Below are 16,566 nucleotides of genomic sequence, written 5' to 3' on the forward strand. Positions count from 1 at the left end.
GGCTCCCTGATCCCGCTGGTCGGCACTCTCTCGGGTGCCGTGATCATCTCGCTCGCCTGCCTCCTGGCCTCGCCGCTGACCGCGCTGGTCGCCGCGATCTACTACCTCGTCTACATGCAGGTCGAGGCGTACCTCCTCAGCCCCCGCATCATGAACAAGGCCGTCTCGGTCCCCGGTGCGGTCGTCGTGATCGCGGCGGTCGCGGGCGGCACCATCGCGGGCGTGCTCGGCGCCCTGGTCGCGATCCCGGTCGCGGCCTCGGTGATCATCGTCGTGCAGAAGGTCGTCTTCCCCCGTCAGGACGCCAAGTAGCGGACCGCACCGCGACGGCCGGTCCGCTCAGCGCCAGGGCGGCACCGCGCCGTCGACCGCGGCGCTGAAGCGGCGGACCGACTCCGGGACCGCGACGCCCTCCTCCGCCGGCACCGGCGCGAGCGTGCGGGTGACCAGGGGCACGACGCCCGCCCAGACCCCGGCCTCCGGCTCGTCGCCCGCTCCGCGCGCGCGCACCTTCAGGCTCGCCTCGGCCAGGGGGAGGCGCAGCACCAGCGTGGCCGCGATCTCGCGGGCGGTGCTCGCTCGCACCTCCTCGTCGCGCCCCGGCAGGAGGCGTGCCACCAGCAGATCGAGGGCCCGCGCCTTCTCCTCGCCCTCCAGCGCCTCGGCCCGGCCGATCACCATCGCCGAGCGGTAGTTCATCGAGCTGTCGAAGGTGGAGCGGGCGACGACCAGTCCGTCGACCAGCGTGACGGAAGCGGTGAGGAGCGAGTGCCGCGCCGCCTCCCGCAGCAGTCCTCCGCCGCTCGACCCGTGCAGCAGGAGGGAGTCGCCGTCGCGGGCGAAGAGGATCGGCAGCACGATCGCGGCGCCGTCCCGCACGACGGCGACGTGGGCGACGAGCGCCTCGTCGAGCAGGGCGTGCAGCTCGGCGGGATCGGTGCGCTGGCGGTCGCGGAGACGGGAGACGCGGGTGCGGTCGGTGACGGGGAGGCTGTCCATGTCGGAATCGTCCCGCGCCGACTGGATCTGCCAGGATGCCACTGGGCCGCGATCGGAGTGGTCCAGAGCGGAGCGGTCGATGGCGTCGGGCGATCTGGAGATCCCGCTCCTCCTCGGGCCGTCGCCGCGCGGCTCGGTCCGCGCCGGGCTCGCCGAGGCGCTGCGCCAGGCGGTGCTGGACGGGCGCTACCGGGCGGGCGATCCGATCCCGTCGAGCCGCGTGCTCGCCGAGCGGCTCGGCGTCTCGCGGGGCTCCGTCGTCGCCGCGGTGGATCAGCTGGTGGGGGAGGGCTACCTCGTCGCCCACCCGCGCGCAGCGGTGACGGTCGCCTCCGACGGACTGCTGGCGCCGGCGCCGCAGGAGCCGCGGCCGGAGTCCCGGGAGACCGTCGTCCCGCCCGCCGCGGCGGACCTGAGGCCGGGCCGGCCGGACACCCGCGCCCTCGACACCCCGGAGTGGCGGGCCGCCTGGCGCCTGGCGCTCGCCTCGCCGCCCTCGGCGCCTCCTCGGGGTTCCGGGGACCCGGCCCTGCGGGAGCAGATCGCCGAGCAGCTGCGCCGGTCCCGCGGCGTCGACGTGCAGGCGTCGGACGTGGTGGTGACCAGCGGCACCGCGGGCGCCGTCGCGCTCCTGGCCCGCGCCGCCTCGGCCTCGCTCGGACGCGAGGTGCGCGTCGCCGTCGAGGACCCCGGCTACCCGGCCGTCCGGCGCCGCCTGCGCGCCGACGGGCACGAGGTCGTCGGCGTCCCGGTGCGCGGCGACGGCATCGACCTCGACGCTCTCGCGAGCTCCGGCGCGGACGTGGTCGTCGTGACTCCGTCGCACCAGTACCCGACCGGCGGCAGGCTCGCCCTCGCCGAGCGCCTGGAGCTGGTGCGCCGCGCGTCGGCCGGCCCCCTGCTCGTGGTGGAGGACGACTACGACAGCGAGTTCCGCTACGTCGGCGCCCCGCTGCCCGCGCTCGCCTCGCTCGACTCCGGCGGCGGAGTCGCCCATGTCGGGTCGTTCTCGAAGACCGTCTCGCCGTGGCTCCGCATCGCCTACCTGGCCGTTCCGCGGGCGTCCTGGCTGCGCGCGGCGCTGGCGGGCCTCGACGACGAGAAGGACGCCTCCGCCTCGGGTCCGACGCAGGCGGCGCTCGCGCAGTTCATGGCGAGCGGGGCGTTCCGGAGGCATCTCACGCGCTCGAGACGGCGCTACGCCCACCGCCGTGAGCTGGTCCACGCATTCGGGGAGTCGGTGCCGTGGGGGCGCGCGAGCGGACTCGACGGGGGTCTGCACGTCGTCCTCTCCCTGCCCGCGCCTCTGGACGCGCACGCCGTCGCGGCCGCGCTGCTCCGGGAGGGACTGCTCGTCGCCACTCTGCACGAGTACGCCCTGTCGGGACGGGCCGCGACCGAGGCGCTGGTCCTCGGCTACGGCCATGTCGGCGACCTCGAGCTCGCTGCGGCGCTGGACCTCGTCGACCGGACCGTCCGCGCGCTCGCCGCCGGGGCCGTCCGTGGTATCCCTGGAGGATGACCCGCGACTCCGCCCTGCACATCACCGACGATCCCGACGCCGACGCGCTGCTCAGCTGCGACCCGCTGGCGCTGCTGATCGGGATGCTCCTCGACCAGCAGGTCGCGATGGAGACGGCCTTCTCCGGGCCCCGCAAGATCGAGGAGCGCCTCGAGGCGGAGGGCGCCTCGTTCGACGCCGCGTCGATCGCGGGCTTCGACGAGGACGCGTTCTCGGAGCTCTGCCGGACTCCGCCCGCGATCCACCGCTACCCGGCGAGCATGGCGGGGCGCGTGCAGGTCCTCTGCCGCGCTCTGGTCGACGACTGGGACGGCGACGCCGCGGCCGTCTGGACGCGGGACGAGCCCGACGGCCGCACGGTCCTCGCGCGTCTGAAGGCGCTGCCCGGCTTCGGCGAGCAGAAGGCGCGGATCTTCCTCGCCCTGCTCGGCAAGCAGCGCGGATTCCCGGGGGAGGGCTGGCGCTCGGCCGCGGGCGCCTACGGAGAGGAGGGCGCCTTCCGCTCGGTCGCCGACATCGTCTCTCCGGAGTCGCTGACGAAGGTCCGCGCCACCAAGCAGGCCGCGAAGGCCGCCGCCAAGGCGGAGAAGTAGGGCCGGGGGCGGCGGCCGGATGGATCGAGCGCTCGACGACGGTCGCGGTCGCCGTCTCCGCAGTCGCAGGCCGAGCAGCCCGACCCGATGATCCCCGCCGCCACCGCCCGGCTGCGCTTCCGCGAGATGACCGCCGAGGACCTCCCCGACATGGCGGATCTGCTCGGCGACCCGGTCGTGATGCGGTACTACCCCGCGCCGAAGGACCGCGAGCAGGCAGCCGCCTGGATCGAGTGGAACCGGCGCAACTACCGCGAGCACGGCTTCGGGCTGTGGATCGTCGAGACCCTCGACGGCGAGTTCGTCGGCGACTGCGGGTTGACCTGGCAGCGCGTCGACGGCGGGATCGAGCTCGAGGTCGGCTACCACGTGCGGGCCGGTCTGCACGGCCGCGGCTACGCCACTGAGGCAGCTGCGGCCTGCCGCGACCTCGCGCTCGCCCACCGCCTCGCGGGACGACTCGTGGCGCTCGTGCACCCGGACAACGCCGCCTCGAGGCGCGTCGCCGAGAAGACCGGCCTCCGCGTGATCGCCGAGGACCGCGACGGCGGCGGACTCCTCCGCACCGTGCTCGGGATGCCGCTCGTCGGGCCCGGGCGCCGGCCTCGGGAACGCTGACCGAACGCCCCCGACGGCTCCGGACCATCGCGCGCGGAGCAGGCCCTGAGCTGGAGCAGATCCTGAGCTAGATCCGGTCCTCCAGCGCCGCGATCAGCGCCGCGCGGTCCTCGCGGAGGATCGAGGCCCCGCCCCCCGGCACGGTCCGCACCTCGACGCCGCGGCCGGCGAGGACGCCGCCCAGCGAGCCGTGGCCCAGCGGGTCCTCCGGCATCACGGCGAGCGTCGGCACGGGGAACGTCTCGGGGGCCTCGGCCGCACCCCGTGCCGTCAGCCCGCCGGCGGAGTCCTGCTCCCAGAGCGCGTGGGCCGACACGTCGAGCTCGATCTGCTCGTCCGTCCAGATCGGGTGGCGGTGGCGGAGGGAGTCTGCGTCGCCCTTCTCGACGTGCGCGACCGAGCCGCCGCGGTGGAGCGCGCTCGTCAGTCCTCGGGCGTCCGAGAACGCGGGGTCGAGCAGGACGAGCCGGGCGGCGCCGTACTCGGGGGCGAGCCGGGTGGCGACGACGGCGCCGAGGCCGTGGCCGATGACGAGATCGGGGGTCTGCAGCACCGAGGCGCGGACGTCCGACGCCCAGTGCTCCGGCGAGTACACGGGCGACGCCGGCGAGCCGCCGTGACCGGCGAGATCGGGGGCCACCACGCGGTAGCCGTGCTCGTGCAGCGTCGGGACCAGGGCGTACCAGATCCGGGAGTCGGAGCCGAGGCCGTGAAGGAGGAGCGCCGTCCGCTCGCCCGTTCCGCCGTAGTCGCGGACGAACAGCGCCAGCGGCTCGGCCGGCGCGGCGGCCAGCGCCTTCCGCTCGGCACGGGTCGGCTCGAGCACGAGGGTGTTGCCGAACGCCTGCGGTGCCGGCCCGAACGCGTCGCGCGCGCTCTGGATCACCTTGCGGCCGAGCATCGCGTTGCCGACGCCGCCCAGTGCCGCTCCGATCCCGAACGGCATCGCCCGGCCGACCAGGCCCGCGCCCTGTTGGGCGAGGAAGTGCTTGGCGAAGGACTTCTTCGCGCGGTCCGCCAGCTCGCCCACGAGGAAGGACGGCAGGCCCTTCGTGACCACGGAGCCCCAGTACTGGTTGAGGCCGCTGCCCCCGCCGACGGCCTGCCCGGCCACCTGGCGCACCATCTCGCTGCCGGAGGAGCCCATCATCAGCGTGAGCACGAGGGCCCGCGCGCGGTCCGGGTCCTCGAGCGGGATCCCGTGCACCTCCGTCACCGACTGCGCGAAGAGCGCGCTCGCCTCCAGGAACCCTGCGGCTCCCGCGCCGGAGAGAGCCACCGAGGCGGCCGTGCCGATGCCGGGGACGACGGCGGTCGCCCCGATCGCCGCGCCTCCCGCGGCCACGCTCGAGAGGTACTGCCGCTCGAGCGACGTGATGATCTGCTCCGGAGTCGCCCCGGGACGCCGGCGCCGCAGCAGGCGGATGTTCGCCAGCACGGCCGGGCGCTGCACCGCGAGGAGCCGGTCGAGCAGCTTCGCCAGCTGCGCGTTCTCGGAGCCGTCGGCCTGCTCCACCTCGCCGGCCCTCTCCACGGCGCGCTCGCGCTTGCGGTCCTTCTGGGCCATGTCGTGCACTCCTGCGTCCTCGGGCGCCGCGTGCGGGAGGGGTCAGTCGTCGGAGACGGTGCCCTGGACGGGCGGGCCCTCGGCCGGCGCCGTGCTGCTCCGCGGTGTCGGCGCGTAGTCCTCAGCGTAACGCGCGAGCACCTCCTCGATCGGCGCGTCCAGCACCAGGCGGCCCTTGTCCAGGTAGAGGCCGCGCGTGCAGAAGCGGCGGAGGTCGCGCTCGTTGTGCGAGACGAAGAAGAGGGTGCGGCCGGAGGCGAGCAGCTCCTCGATCCGCGCGTAGCACTTCTCGCGGAACGCCCTGTCGCCGACCGCGAGCACCTCGTCCACCAGGATGATCGGCTCCTCGAGCCGCGACACGACGGAGAAGGCGATGCGCACCTTCATCCCGCTCGAGAGGTGCTTGTAGGGGGTGTCGAGGAAGTCGCCGATCTCGGCGAACTCGATGATCGAGTCGAAGCGCGCGTCGACCTCGCGCTTGGACATCCCGTGGAGACCCGCGGTCAGGTAGACGTTCTCGCGGACGCTCAGGTCGGCCACGAAGCCGCCGGTGATCTCGATGAGCGGAGCGACGCCCCCGCGCACCTCCACCGCGCCCTCGTCCGGCAGCACCACGCCGGCGACGAGCTTGAGCAGCGTCGACTTGCCCTGACCGTTCCGGCCGACGACACCGATGGCCTCGCCCGCCCGCACCTGCACGTCGAGCCCGCGGATCGCCCAGAACTCGCCGGGCCGCGAGCGGCGGGAGCGGCCGGCGAAGAGGTCCTTGAAGGAGCGGCGGCCCCGCCGGTTGCGGCGGAAGCGGATACCGAGGCCGCGGCACTCGATGACCACGGGGGCGTCGGTCATCACAGCTCCTTCAGCACCGCGCGCTCGGAGCGGCGGAAGACGACGAGGCCCAGCACCAGCACGAGCACCGAGATGCCCGCGGAGGCGAGGATGAGCGGGACGTCGAGCTCGCTCTCGAAGAACGCGGAGCGGTAGAGGGCGAAGATCCCGCTGAGCGGGTTGAGCGCCGCGAGCGGCCGGATCTGCTCCGGCAGGTTGGCCGTGGAGTAGATGATCGGCGACGCGTAGAAGAGGAACCGGAGCACGAGCTTCACGGCCCGCTCCAGATCGCGGAAGAACACCACGAGCGGGGCTACCAGCAGACCCACGCCGAGCGTGAGCACCGCCTGCAGCAGGATCGCCACGGGGAACAGCAGCGCCGCCCAGGTCAGGTGCGCGCCGGCGATCACGGCGAAGAGCACCAGCACCGGCAGGCTCGCCACGAACTCGATGCCCTTCGAGAGCACGATCCGCCCGACCCAGATGGTCCGCGGGATCGACGTCGACCGCACCAGCTTCGCCTCGCGGAGGAACGCGCGGGTCGCGTCGGAGGTCGCCTGGTTGAACCACATCCACGGCAGCAGGCCCGCGAGCAGGAAGACGATGTACGGGTCCTCGCCCACGGTCCGCCGGAAGACGACGGTGAAGACGAAGAAGTAGATGCCCGACATGACGAGCGGGTCGAGCACCGACCAGACGTAGCCGAGCGCGCTCGTGGCGTACCGGACGGTGAGGTCGCGCCTGGTGAGCAGCCAGAGGGAGTGGCGGTAGCGCCAGGCCCGGGAGCGCCGGTGGCGCAGGGCCGTCTCGGTCGCGAGGGTGTCGGCCGTGCTCACTGCGCGACTCCTCCCGTCGGCTCCGCTCGAGCCGGGGGAGGAGCCGGGAGCGTCAGACGAAGAGGTTCGCGCGCTCGAGGTCCTCGGCGAAGTCCACCTCGACGGCGTAGAGGTCGGAGATGTCCATCGGCTCGACGAGCAGGCGGTCCTGCTCGATCGCCAACTCTATGCCACGCTCGAAGTAGTCCTGGGCGTCGACCCGGCCGAGCTGGCGCACCAGCGCGGCCTTGTCGGAGGCGGACACATAGTTGATCCCGACCGCCTCGCCGAGGCCGCCGCGCACCGTCTTGGAGAGCTCCTGGATGAAGCCCTCGGCGCTCGTCGTGTACTTGACCTCCTCGTCCGACACCTTCGAGGTGTTGACGGTGACGAAGGAGACGTCCTTCGCGATCAGCGCGGCCGCGCGGTCGAGGATGCGCGGGTCGAAGACGACGTCGCCGTTCATCCAGAGCACGCCGCCCTGCCCGCTCGCCTGCAGCGCGCGGAGGAGGCTCTTGGAGGTGTTGGTCTGGTCGTACTGCTCGTTGTAGACGAACGTCGCCGAGGGGAAGGCCTCGATGATGTGCTCGAGCTTGTAGCCGACGACGATGCTCACCGGGACCTTCGTGCCGAAGGCGTGGTGGATGTTGTCGAACTGCTGCTGCATGATCGTGCGCCCGTCGCTGAGCGGCGTGAGCGGCTTGGGGAGGGAGCGGCCGAGCCGGCTGCCCATCCCTGCGGCGAGGATGACGACGGTGGCGGGGCTGCTGCTCGTCGAACCTGTGTGCATCATCGTGTGTTCTCCTCGAATTAACCGCTGCGTCTCGATCTGATCGACTCCTCGGGTAGAGACCTAGTGTACAGTTCACGCCCCCCGGGGCCAGGGTGGTTGACCTCTCGCCGTGTCGCCGGGTGTCGGCGCGGGCGCCGGGGGCCCGCGGGCGAGTTGGTACCGTAGCCGGATGACGTCCGTGACGAACGCCGAGCCCGCTGAGGGTGCCGCGGATCCGGACGGCGCCTCGCCCGTCGTCTTCGAGCTGCACCAGCTGACCCGGACCTTCGGGAGGACGGTGGCGGTCGACCGCATCGACCTGGCCGTCCGCGCGGGGACCTTCTACGGGATCATCGGCCCGAACGGCGCGGGCAAGACCACCACGCTCTCGATGATGACGGGCCTTCTTCGACCCGACACCGGCCGCGTCCTCGTGCACGGCGTCGACGTCTGGAAGGACCCGTCGGCCGCGAAGCCGCTGATCGGGGTCCTGCCCGACCGCCTCCGGCTGTTCGACCGGCTCACCGGCGCCCAGTTCCTCGCCTACTCCGCCGCGCTGCGCGGCATCGACCTCGCCACGGCGAAGCAGCGCACGGTCGAGCTGGCCGAGGCGCTCGGCCTCTCCGACGCGCTGGAGCGCCTGATCTCGGACTACTCCGCGGGGATGGCGAAGAAGGTCGCCCTCGCGGCGGCGATGATCCACGCCCCGCGCGTGCTGGTCCTCGACGAGCCGTTCGAGTCGGTGGACCCGGTCTCCTCGGCCGCCGTGATCACCGTGCTGCGCCGCTTCGTCGAGGGCGGCGGCACCGTCGTCCTCTCCAGCCACGGGCTCGACTTCATCGAGCGCGTCTGCGACGACGTGGCCGTGATCGTCGGCGGGCGCGTGCTCGCCTCCGGGACGGTCGCGGAGGTCGCCGGCACCGCGACGCTGGAGGAGCGCTTCCTCGAGCTCGCGGGCGGCAAGCAGATCGCCGAGGGGCTGCAGTGGCTGCACGACTTCTCCGGCTGAGGATCGACGTCCTCCTGGGCGCGTTCCGCTCCGGGCCCGCGCGCTCGGCCGGCGCCGTCCTGGGCGTGCTCGTGGTCGTCGCGGTGACGGCCCTGCTGATCGGGGCGATCGGCGCTCTGCGCTCCTCGGACGCGGCGGCGGGCGCTCTCGTGACCGCCGGCGGACTCGTCTCCGTCGGCTTCCTGGTGCTGCCCTTCCTGCTCGGCCCGCTCGACCCGATGGATCCGCGCGCGTTCCGCCTCTTCGGCCTTCCGCCGCTCCGCCTCGCCGGGGCGCTCGCCCTGGCCGGCCTCGTCTCGGTCCCCACGCTCGCCCTGCTGGTGGTCGGGCTCGCGAGCGCGCCGCTCGTCCCGGGCGCAGGCGCCTTCGCCGTGGTCGGCCCGCTCCTCGCGGTGGCGACGGCCTCGCTGTTCGCGCGGATCGGCCTCGCCGCCTCCGCCGCACTCGTCCCCTCCCGGACCGCCCGCGAGCTGCTGGCCGTCCTCGGCCTGGTGCTGATGCTGGGCGGTCCCGCAGCCCTCGGCGCCGCCGCGCTGGTCGACACGGGGGACACCCCGGTGCTCGAGCGCTGGGGCGCGGCGATGGGGGCCACTCCGTTCGGCGCGGCGTGGATGATCGCCCCGGCCGCCCGGACCGGCGACGCGCTCGGCCCGCTCCTGCTGGCCCTGGCGACGCTCGTCGCGGCGGGCGCGCTCTGGTGGCTCGTCGTCCGCCTGCTGACGGAGCGGCCCGAGCGCACGCACCGGCCGCCGCGCGGCCTCCGGCTGGGCTGGTTCGACGTCCTCGGCTCGACCCGGACCGGCGCGATCGCGGCGCGCAGCATCACCTACTGGCTCCGGGATCCGCGCTACCAGGCGTCGCTCGTCGCCGTGCCGGTGCTGCCGGTCGCGGCCCTGCTGCTGCTCGCGGTCGTCGGCGTCCCCTTCCCACTGCTCTCGCTTCTCCCGGTCCCGCTGATCGCGCTGTTCCTCGGCTGGTTCCTCCACAACGACGTCGCCTACGACGGCTCGGCGTTCTGGCTCCACGTGGCCGCGGGCGTCCGCGGCTGGTCGGACCGGCTCGGCCGCGCCTTCCCGACCCTCCTGCTCGGCGTGCCGGTCGTCGTGCTCGGCTCGCTGATCAGCAGCGCGACCTCGGGGCTCCCCGATGCGCTGCCCGTCGTGCTCGCGGTGAACACCTGCCTCCTGCTCGTCCCCGCCGGCGTCGCCAGCGCCGTCTCGGCACGGCTCGCCTATCCGGCTCCGCGCCCGGGCGACAGCGCGTTCACGCAGCCCCAGGCCCCCGGAGCCAGCGGCGCCGGTCCGCAGTCCCTGGCGTTCGGCCTGGGGCTGCTCCTCTCGGCTCCAGCCGTGGTGCTCGGCGTCAGGGCCCTGTTCGTCGACCCGGAAGCGGCGGGCGACGCCGTGCTCGTCGGCTTCGGCAGCGCCGTGGTCGTCTTCGCCCTCGGCGTGCTCCTCGGCGGCAGGCTGTTCGAGCGCCGCGCGACCGAGCTGGTCGCGTTCACCAGCCGCTACTAGCGCCGCCCGATCCGGAGCGCACGGCCTCGGGCACGGGCTCCGCGCGTAGGATCGTCGGCATGATTCCGCGCGTCCAGAACAGCAGCACCGACCCCCTCGAGGGAGGCGGAGGAACCGCCACGCTCGACCGCGAGCTCGAGGAGCTCCTCAACCAGGAGTCCATCGAGCCGGGCGACCACGAGCGCTTCTCCCACTACGTGCCGAAGGACAAGATCCTCGAGAGCGCCATCACCGGCAAGCCGGTCCGCGCGCTCTGCGGCAAGAAGTGGCTCCCGGGCCGCGACCCGGAGAAGTTCCCGGTGTGCCCGGCCTGCAAGGAGATCTACGCGAAGATGAAGTGAGCTCCCGCCCCGCTCACTCGTAGCGGGTCGGGATGACGGGCTCGCCGCGGCCGAGCCGGAGCGCGTCGATCGGCAGCTCGAGGACCGCGTTGGCGTGGTGCGCGCGGGCTGCCGCCACTCCCTCGATGCCGAGGTGCTCGGGACGGATCGTCCCGTCCTCGATCAGGGGGACGAGCAGCGCCCGCTCGCCCTCGCCGACGGCGCCCTCGGGGCCGGCGCCCACGTGCACGACCTCGGCCTCGGCGACCCCGTCGTCCGAGAGCAGACGGCCGGCGGCCTTCCGCCCGCCGATCGACGCCTTCGAGACCGACTTCTTCGCCACCGCGACCCACTCGCCCGCGTCGTCCTCGTGCGCGACCAGCTTGTAGACCATGCCCGCCGTCGGGTGGCCCGAGCCCGTCGCCACCGAGGTGCCGACGCCGTAGGAGTCGACCGGTGAGGCCGCGAGCGCGGCGATCCCGTACTCGTCGAGGTCGTTGGTGACCGTGATGCGCGTGCCGGTCGCGCCGAGCGCGTCCAGCTGCTGCCGGACGGCGGCCACCTGCTGGGGGAGGTCGCCGGAGTCGATGCGCACAGCGCCGAGGCCGGTGCCGGCGACGCGGACCGCCAGGTCGACGGCGGCTGTCACGTCGTAGGTGTCCACCAGGAGGGTCGTGCCGGGGCCGAGCGCGGCGACCTGCGCGCGGAACGCCTCCTCCTCCGAGTCGTGGAGGAGAGTGAAGGAGTGCGCGGAGGTGCCCATCGTGGGCACGCCGAAGCTGCGGCCCGCCTCCAGGTTCGAGGAGGCGCCGAATCCGGCGATGTAGGCGGCGCGAGCCGCGGCGACGGCGGACCGCTCGCCGGCGCGGCGCGAGCCCATCTCGGCCAGCGGTCGCCCGTCGGCGGCCGAGACCATCCGCGCGGCGGCGCTCGCCACGGCGCTGTCGTGGTTGAGGACGCTGAGCACCAGGGTCTCCAGCAGCACGCCGTCGGCGAAGGGCGCCTCGACGATGAGCACGGGGGAGCCCGGGAGGTAGACCTCGCCCTCGCGGTAGCCCCAGACGTCGCCCCGGAAGCGGTAGTCGGCGAGCCAGTCCAGCGTGCGGGAGTCGACGACGCGGTTCTCGCGGAGCCAGGACAGCTCGTCGTCGCCGAAGCGGAAGCGCGAGATCAGCTCGAGGAGCCGGCCGGTGCCCGCGAGCACGCCGTAGCGGCGTCCGGGCGGGAGGCTCCGGGCGAACACCTCGAACATGCAGCGGCGGTCGGCGGTGCCGCTGCCGAGGGCGCCCTCGACCATCGTGAGCTCGTACCGGTCGGTGAGGAAGGCCGTGGAGTCCATCCGCTCAGTGTTCCACGGCCGCCCCCGCGCGGCCCAGGCGCGGGTGCCGGGGCTTGCGCACGCCGCCGGGCCCGGGAACGGCGTGCGGCCGGGACCGGGCCGCAGGGCGCGGGTAGGCTGTTCCTCTGTGACGGACGCACCGCTGGGCATCTTCGACTCCGGAGTCGGCGGGCTCACCGTCGCCCGCTCCGTGATCGACCAGCTGCAGAACGAGTCGATCGTCTACCTCGGCGACACCGCGCACTCGCCCTACGGGCCCAAGCCGCTCGCCGACGTCCGCGCCTACGCCCTCGACACCCTCGACACCCTGGTCGACCAGGGCGCCAAGCTGCTCGTCATCGCCTGCAACACCGCCTCGGCCGCGATGATGCGCGACGCCCGCGAGCGCTACACGCTCGGCCGCGGCATCCCGGTGATCGAGGTCATCCAGCCCGCCGTCCGCAGCGCTGTCCGCGACACCCGCAACCGCCGCGTCGGGGTGATCGGCACGGTCGGGACGATCCGCTCCCGCGCCTACGACGACGCCTTCGTCGCCGCGCCCGACCTGCAGCTGTTCACCGCCGCCTGCCCGCGCTTCGTCGAGTTCGTCGAGGCGGGCGTCACCTGGAGCGACGAGCTGCTCGCGGTGGCGGAGGAGTACCTCGCGCCGCTCAAGGCCGCGGGGGTCGACACGCTCGTCCTCGGCTGCACCCACTACCCGCTGCTGCGCGGTGCCATCGCGTACGTGATGGGGCCGGACGTCCGCCTCGTCTCGAGCGCCGAGGAGACCGCGCTCGACGTCTACCGGACCCTCGTGGCGCACGGCCTGCAGCGCACCTCCGCCGCGCCTCCGACCTACCGGTGGGAGGAGACGGGCTCGAGCGACTTCGTCCGCCTCGCCCGCCGCTTCCTCGGTCCGGAGGTCTCGAGCGTCGACCTCGTCGAGACCGGCACCATCAACCTGCGCGAGCTCGACCGGGCCGCGCTCCCGCACGATCGAGGGAGACCCGAGTGACCGACAGCACCGCATCGAAGGCCGCGCGCAAGGACGGGCGGGCGCCCGACGAGCTGCGCACCGTGACGATCGAGCGCGGCTGGAGCACCCAGGCGGAGGGCTCCGCGCTCGTCTCGTTCGGGAACACCAGGGTGCTCTGCACCGCCTCCTTCACGAACGGCGTGCCGCGCTGGCTGCAGGGCAAGGGCAAGGGCTGGGTCACCGCCGAGTACGCGATGCTGCCCCGCTCCACCAACTCCCGCATGGACCGCGAGTCGGTCAAGGGGAAGGTCGGCGGGCGCACGCACGAGATCTCGCGGCTGATCGGCCGGAGCCTCCGCGCGGTGGTCGACACGAAGGCGCTCGGCGAGAACACCCTCGTGATCGACTGCGACGTCCTCCAGGCCGACGGCGGCACCCGCACCGCGGCGATCACCGGCGCCTACGTGGCGATGGCCGACGCGATCGAGTGGGCGCGCGGCAAGAAGTACGTGGGGCAGAAGGCGCAGCCGCTGATCGACAGCCTCTCGGCGGTGTCCGTCGGCATCATCGACGGCGTGCCGATGCTCGACCTGGCCTACGTCGAGGACGTGCGCGCCGAGACCGACATGAACGTCGTCGTCACCGGACGAGGCCTGTTCGTCGAGGTGCAGGGCACCGCCGAGGGGGCCCCGTTCGACCGCCGTGAGCTCGACGCCCTGCTCGACCTCGCGGTCGCCGGTGCCTCCGACCTCGCCCGCATCCAGGCCGAAGCGCTCGCCGCGGAGCCCGGAGCGTGAGCCTGGACCTCGTCCTCGCCACGCACAACGCGGGCAAGGTGGAGGAGTTCCGCGCCATGCTGGCCGGCGCGCTCCCCGGAGTCGGCGTCCGCGCCTACGACGGACCCGAGCCGGTCGAGGACGGCGTGAGCTTCGCCGAGAACGCGCTGATCAAGGCGCGCGCGGCGGCGGCGCACACCGGCCTCGTGGCGCTCGCGGACGACTCCGGGATCTGCGTCGACGTCCTCGGCGGCGCGCCGGGCATCTTCTCGGCCCGCTGGTCGGGACGCGCGCACGACGCGACGGCCAACCTCGAGCTCCTCCTGGCCCAGCTGCACGACGTGAAGGCGGAGCACCGCGGTGCGCACTTCAGCTGCACCATCGCCCTCGTGGTGCCGGACTCCGTGCTCCCCGGCGGTCAGGAGACGGTGGTCGAGGGCCGCTGGGACGGCGCGATCGCGACGGCCCCGCGCGGTGCGAACGGCCACGGCTACGACCCGGTGTTCGTCCCCGAGGCCGGGGCGCTCACGGCGGCCGAGCTCGCTCCCGAGCAGAAGAACGCCCGGAGCCACCGCGCCCGCGCCTTCACCGCGCTGCGCGCCGAGCTCGCCGCCCTGTCCGCCCGGCTCTGAGCCGGCGGGTTCCCACCGCGGGATGCCACTCCGGTGCACGCCTGTCGGCGTGCGGCGAGCCGGAGTGGCGTCTCGCGGAGGCGGAGGTCAGGACTTCGGGTGCTTGTCGTCCAGGGTGTCGGCGTCGAGCACGTAGGCGGCCGACTCGGTCGAGTCGGTCTCGGGGTCGGCGGCGAGCTTCGCCTTGCGCTGCTGCTGGAAGAAGTGGAACAGCGTCGGCAGCAGCGCGAGCACGACCGCGCCGATCAGGATCACGTCGATGTAGTGCGAGACGAAGTCGGCGACCGGCGGGATGAAGGCGAGCAGCCACCCGATCAGGGTGACCCCGCTGCCCCAGATCAGGGCGCCGATGAGGTTGTAGAGGCTGTACTTGCGGTAGTTCATGTGAGCCACGCCGGCCGCGATCGGCGCGAAGGTGCGGACGATCGGCACGAAGCGCGCGAGGATCACGGCGAGGCCGCCGAAGCGCTCGAAGAACGCGTTGGTCCGCTTCACGTTCTCGATGCTGAAGAAGCCGGACTCCTTGCGCTCGAAGATGCGCGGGCCGGCCTTGTGCCCGATCAGGTAGCCGACCTCGCCGCCGACGAAGGCCGAGAACCCGACGGCCAGGCAGATGAGCCAGATCGGGACGCCGAGGCCGCCGTTCGACGCGTTCTCGTGCGCCAGCAGGCCCGTGATGATCAGCAGCGTGTCGCCCGGGAAGAGGAAGCCGATCAGCAGTCCGGTCTCGGCGAACACGATGAGGCAGACCACGAGCACGCCCCAGGGGCCGAACGAGGTCAGGATCGTCTCCGGATCGAGCCAGGGGACGAGGGCGGCGTGATTCAACGGATCTCCAGTCGACGAGGGCCGGTGGCCGGTCGGCGGTCACGCGAGCGCGCTCAGCGTACCGGCCGATCCCGTGCGGAAGGAGGGACTCGAACCCTCACGCCTCTCGGCACAGGAACCTAAATCCTGCGTGTCTGCCATTCCACCACTCCCGCGTGCGGGCTCCAGTGTAGGAGGAGGGCCCCGCGCCTCAGCCGCGGGAGGCCGCCCGGGGGAGGTACCGCGGGATCCAGCGGGCGAGCGCCCCCGCTCCGCCCAGACCGAGCACCCCCATCACGACGGCGGCGAAGGGGAGGGAGATCAGGGCGGTGAGCGCCGACACGACGATCGGGGCGGCGGCGTTGCCCGCGTCGCCGGTGAAGCGGAACGCGCCGAGGAACGGGGCCGGATCGGCGGGGGGCGCGAGATCGGCGCCGATGGTCATCAGGATCCCGGAGCCGATGCCGTTCGCGGCCGCGAGCACGCAGGCCACGGCGACGAACCAGGGCATCGGATCGAGGGCGAGCACCGAGGCGGCGAGGGCGAGGTGGCCGAGCCCGAGGCCGATCATCGAGGGGATCGCGGTGGCGCCCCGGCCGAAGCGGTCCATCAGCTGGCCGCCGGCGTAGAAGAGGGCGAAGTCGAGCGCGCCGGCGATGCCGATGATGATCGCGGTGTCGGTCTCGGCGAGCCCGATGCTCACCGCCCAGAGGGGGAGGATCAGCGTCCGGCTCGCCCGCAGCGCCCCGATCACGGCGGCGCCGGTCCCCATCCGAGCGAGGACCCCGCGGTGCTCGCGCAGCGTCCCGAGCAGCGACTGCGGCGACTCCGGGACGGTCGCCGACGCCTCCGCGGCGACCACGTCCTCCGGAGCGGCGCGGTCGGCCGCGGCCTGCGCCCGCCGCAGCACCGTCGCGGGGTCGGGCACGAGCAGCAGGACCACGACCGCCGCCACGCAGCAGACGATGTGCACCCAGAAGACGGACTCGACGGAGCCGGTGAGGTGCACCACCCCGGCCGCCAGGAACGGGCCGATCAGCCAGCCGGCGCGGAACGCCCCGGCGAGGGCGCTGAGCGCGCGGGCGCGGTGCGTGATCGGGACGAACGACGTCATGAACGCGTGCCGCGCCAGCGCGAAGACCGCGGTCGCGAGGCCGATCACGAAGACGCCGATCGTCAGCCCGACCCACGACGTCGAGAGCAGGCACGCCACGAGCCCGAGGATCGACGCGGCCGAGGCTCCGAGCATCGCGCCGCGCTCGCCGATCCGGGAGACGATCCAGCCGCTGGGGATGTCGCCCGCCAGCTCGCCGATCATGATCATCCCCGCCACGAGGCCCGCCAGGGCCAGCGTCGCGCCGAGGTCGCCGGCCGCGGCCGGCAGGAGGGGGATGATCGCCCCCTCGCCGATGGAGAAGAGGAGGGTGGGGAGGAATGTCGACAGCAGCAGCGGCCCGACGGGGAAGGGGCGCGGAGCGGTGCTGGTCACCGTCCCCA

At 73.6% G+C, this 16,566-nt stretch carries 18 protein-coding genes and 1 tRNA gene; 10 read left to right on the forward strand and 9 right to left on the reverse strand.

The genetic code is table 11. The features are described from left to right. On the forward strand, positions 1–312 hold a 312-nt coding region (locus C5C82_RS13495; RefSeq protein WP_146083180.1), incomplete at its 5' end, for an AI-2E family transporter. Between the two features lie 27 nt (positions 313–339). Here C5C82_RS13495 and C5C82_RS13500 read toward each other — a convergent pair. Next, entirely contained in the window at positions 340–999 is a 660-nt protein-coding gene (locus tag C5C82_RS13500; RefSeq protein WP_104355221.1) for a pyridoxamine 5'-phosphate oxidase family protein, read from the reverse strand. Positions 1,000–1,078: 79 nt separating this feature from the next. On the opposite strand from C5C82_RS13500, the gene C5C82_RS13505 reads away from it, so the two are divergent. The 3 genes from C5C82_RS13505 (at position 1,079) to C5C82_RS13515 (ending at position 3,732) form a co-directional block, all read left to right on the forward strand. Beyond that, a complete protein-coding gene (locus C5C82_RS13505) occupies positions 1,079–2,521 on the forward strand; it encodes a PLP-dependent aminotransferase family protein (RefSeq protein ID WP_181067780.1) in 1,443 nt (480 codons plus the stop codon). Further along, positions 2,518–3,114 (forward strand): HhH-GPD-type base excision DNA repair protein, encoded by a 597-nt coding sequence (locus C5C82_RS13510; protein ID WP_104257267.1) that lies wholly within the window; start codon positions 2,518–2,520, stop codon positions 3,112–3,114. The genes C5C82_RS13505 and C5C82_RS13510 overlap by 4 nt, the downstream gene beginning before the upstream one ends. A gap of 87 nt (positions 3,115–3,201) precedes the next feature. Continuing rightward, positions 3,202–3,732, forward strand: coding sequence for a GNAT family N-acetyltransferase (locus C5C82_RS13515; protein ID WP_104292008.1), 531 nt, complete (start codon positions 3,202–3,204; stop codon positions 3,730–3,732). Positions 3,733–3,799: 67 nt separating this feature from the next. On the opposite strand, the gene C5C82_RS13520 is transcribed toward C5C82_RS13515, so the two are convergent. The 4 genes from C5C82_RS13520 to C5C82_RS13535 are packed head-to-tail and all read right to left on the reverse strand — an operon-like array spanning position 3,800 to position 7,735. After that, positions 3,800–5,299, reverse strand: coding sequence for an alpha/beta fold hydrolase (locus tag C5C82_RS13520; protein ID WP_104233194.1), 1,500 nt, complete (start codon positions 5,297–5,299; stop codon positions 3,800–3,802). A 42-nt stretch (positions 5,300–5,341) separates the two neighbouring features. Beyond that, the gene (locus C5C82_RS13525; protein WP_104233195.1) at positions 5,342–6,148 is read right to left on the reverse strand and encodes an ABC transporter ATP-binding protein; all 807 of its coding nucleotides are present in this window, start codon (positions 6,146–6,148) and stop codon (positions 5,342–5,344) included. Continuing rightward, positions 6,148–6,963, reverse strand: a complete 816-nt coding sequence (locus C5C82_RS13530; protein ID WP_374953133.1) for an ABC transporter permease — start codon at positions 6,961–6,963, stop codon at positions 6,148–6,150. Before C5C82_RS13530 ends, C5C82_RS13525 begins: the two co-directional genes overlap by 1 nt. Positions 6,964–7,015: 52 nt before the next feature. Next, positions 7,016–7,735, reverse strand: coding sequence for a phosphocholine cytidylyltransferase family protein (locus C5C82_RS13535; RefSeq protein WP_258062260.1), 720 nt, complete (start codon positions 7,733–7,735; stop codon positions 7,016–7,018). Positions 7,736–7,904: 169 nt separating this feature from the next. Here C5C82_RS13535 and C5C82_RS13540 point away from each other — a divergent pair, with 169 nt between their 5' ends. Genes C5C82_RS13540 through C5C82_RS13550 form a run of 3 tightly spaced genes read left to right on the forward strand, consistent with a single transcriptional unit; the run spans position 7,905 to position 10,581 of the window. After that, entirely contained in the window at positions 7,905–8,723 is an 819-nt protein-coding gene (locus tag C5C82_RS13540; protein ID WP_104223570.1) for an ABC transporter ATP-binding protein, read from the forward strand. Further along, positions 8,699–10,240, forward strand: a complete 1,542-nt coding sequence (locus tag C5C82_RS13545; protein ID WP_104233196.1) for an ABC transporter permease — start codon at positions 8,699–8,701, stop codon at positions 10,238–10,240. Before C5C82_RS13540 ends, C5C82_RS13545 begins: the two co-directional genes overlap by 25 nt. Before the next feature lie 59 nt (positions 10,241–10,299). Continuing rightward, complete coding sequence (locus C5C82_RS13550; protein ID WP_104223568.1) at positions 10,300–10,581, forward strand: DUF3039 domain-containing protein; 282 nt, start codon at positions 10,300–10,302, stop codon at positions 10,579–10,581. A 13-nt stretch (positions 10,582–10,594) separates the two neighbouring features. Here C5C82_RS13550 and C5C82_RS13555 read toward each other — a convergent pair whose 3' ends face one another. Beyond that, positions 10,595–11,899 carry a nicotinate phosphoribosyltransferase gene (locus tag C5C82_RS13555; RefSeq protein WP_104233197.1) on the reverse strand — a complete coding sequence of 435 codons (1,305 nt, stop codon included), beginning with the start codon at positions 11,897–11,899 and terminating at the stop codon, positions 10,595–10,597. A gap of 127 nt (positions 11,900–12,026) precedes the next feature. Between C5C82_RS13555 and murI the strand changes: the two genes are divergently transcribed. The 3 genes from murI to rdgB are packed head-to-tail and all read left to right on the forward strand — an operon-like array spanning position 12,027 to position 14,262. Next, positions 12,027–12,893, forward strand: coding sequence for a glutamate racemase (gene murI, locus C5C82_RS13560; protein WP_104223566.1), 867 nt, complete (start codon positions 12,027–12,029; stop codon positions 12,891–12,893). Next, positions 12,890–13,651: a ribonuclease PH gene (rph, locus tag C5C82_RS13565; RefSeq protein ID WP_104233199.1), complete on the forward strand. Its 762-nt coding sequence runs from the start codon at positions 12,890–12,892 to the stop codon at positions 13,649–13,651. The genes murI and rph overlap by 4 nt, the downstream gene beginning before the upstream one ends. Next, a complete protein-coding gene (gene rdgB, locus C5C82_RS13570) occupies positions 13,648–14,262 on the forward strand; it encodes an RdgB/HAM1 family non-canonical purine NTP pyrophosphatase (RefSeq protein ID WP_104223564.1) in 615 nt (204 codons plus the stop codon). The genes rph and rdgB overlap by 4 nt, the downstream gene beginning before the upstream one ends. An 87-nt stretch (positions 14,263–14,349) precedes the next feature. On the opposite strand, the gene C5C82_RS13575 is transcribed toward rdgB, so the two are convergent. The 3 genes from C5C82_RS13575 to C5C82_RS13585 form a co-directional block, all read right to left on the reverse strand. Beyond that, positions 14,350–15,090: a DedA family protein gene (locus C5C82_RS13575; protein ID WP_104233200.1), complete on the reverse strand. Its 741-nt coding sequence runs from the start codon at positions 15,088–15,090 to the stop codon at positions 14,350–14,352. Between the two features lie 74 nt (positions 15,091–15,164). After that, a tRNA-Leu gene (locus C5C82_RS13580) sits at positions 15,165–15,245 on the reverse strand. Positions 15,246–15,280: 35 nt separating this feature from the next. After that, positions 15,281–16,558 (reverse strand): MFS transporter, encoded by a 1,278-nt coding sequence (locus C5C82_RS13585; RefSeq protein WP_258066128.1) that lies wholly within the window; start codon positions 16,556–16,558, stop codon positions 15,281–15,283. Positions 16,559–16,566 lie beyond the last annotated feature (8 nt).

It is taken from the genome of Rathayibacter sp. AY1D5 (genome assembly GCF_002932515.1).
Taxonomy (GTDB): Bacteria; Actinomycetota; Actinomycetes; order Actinomycetales; family Microbacteriaceae; genus Rathayibacter.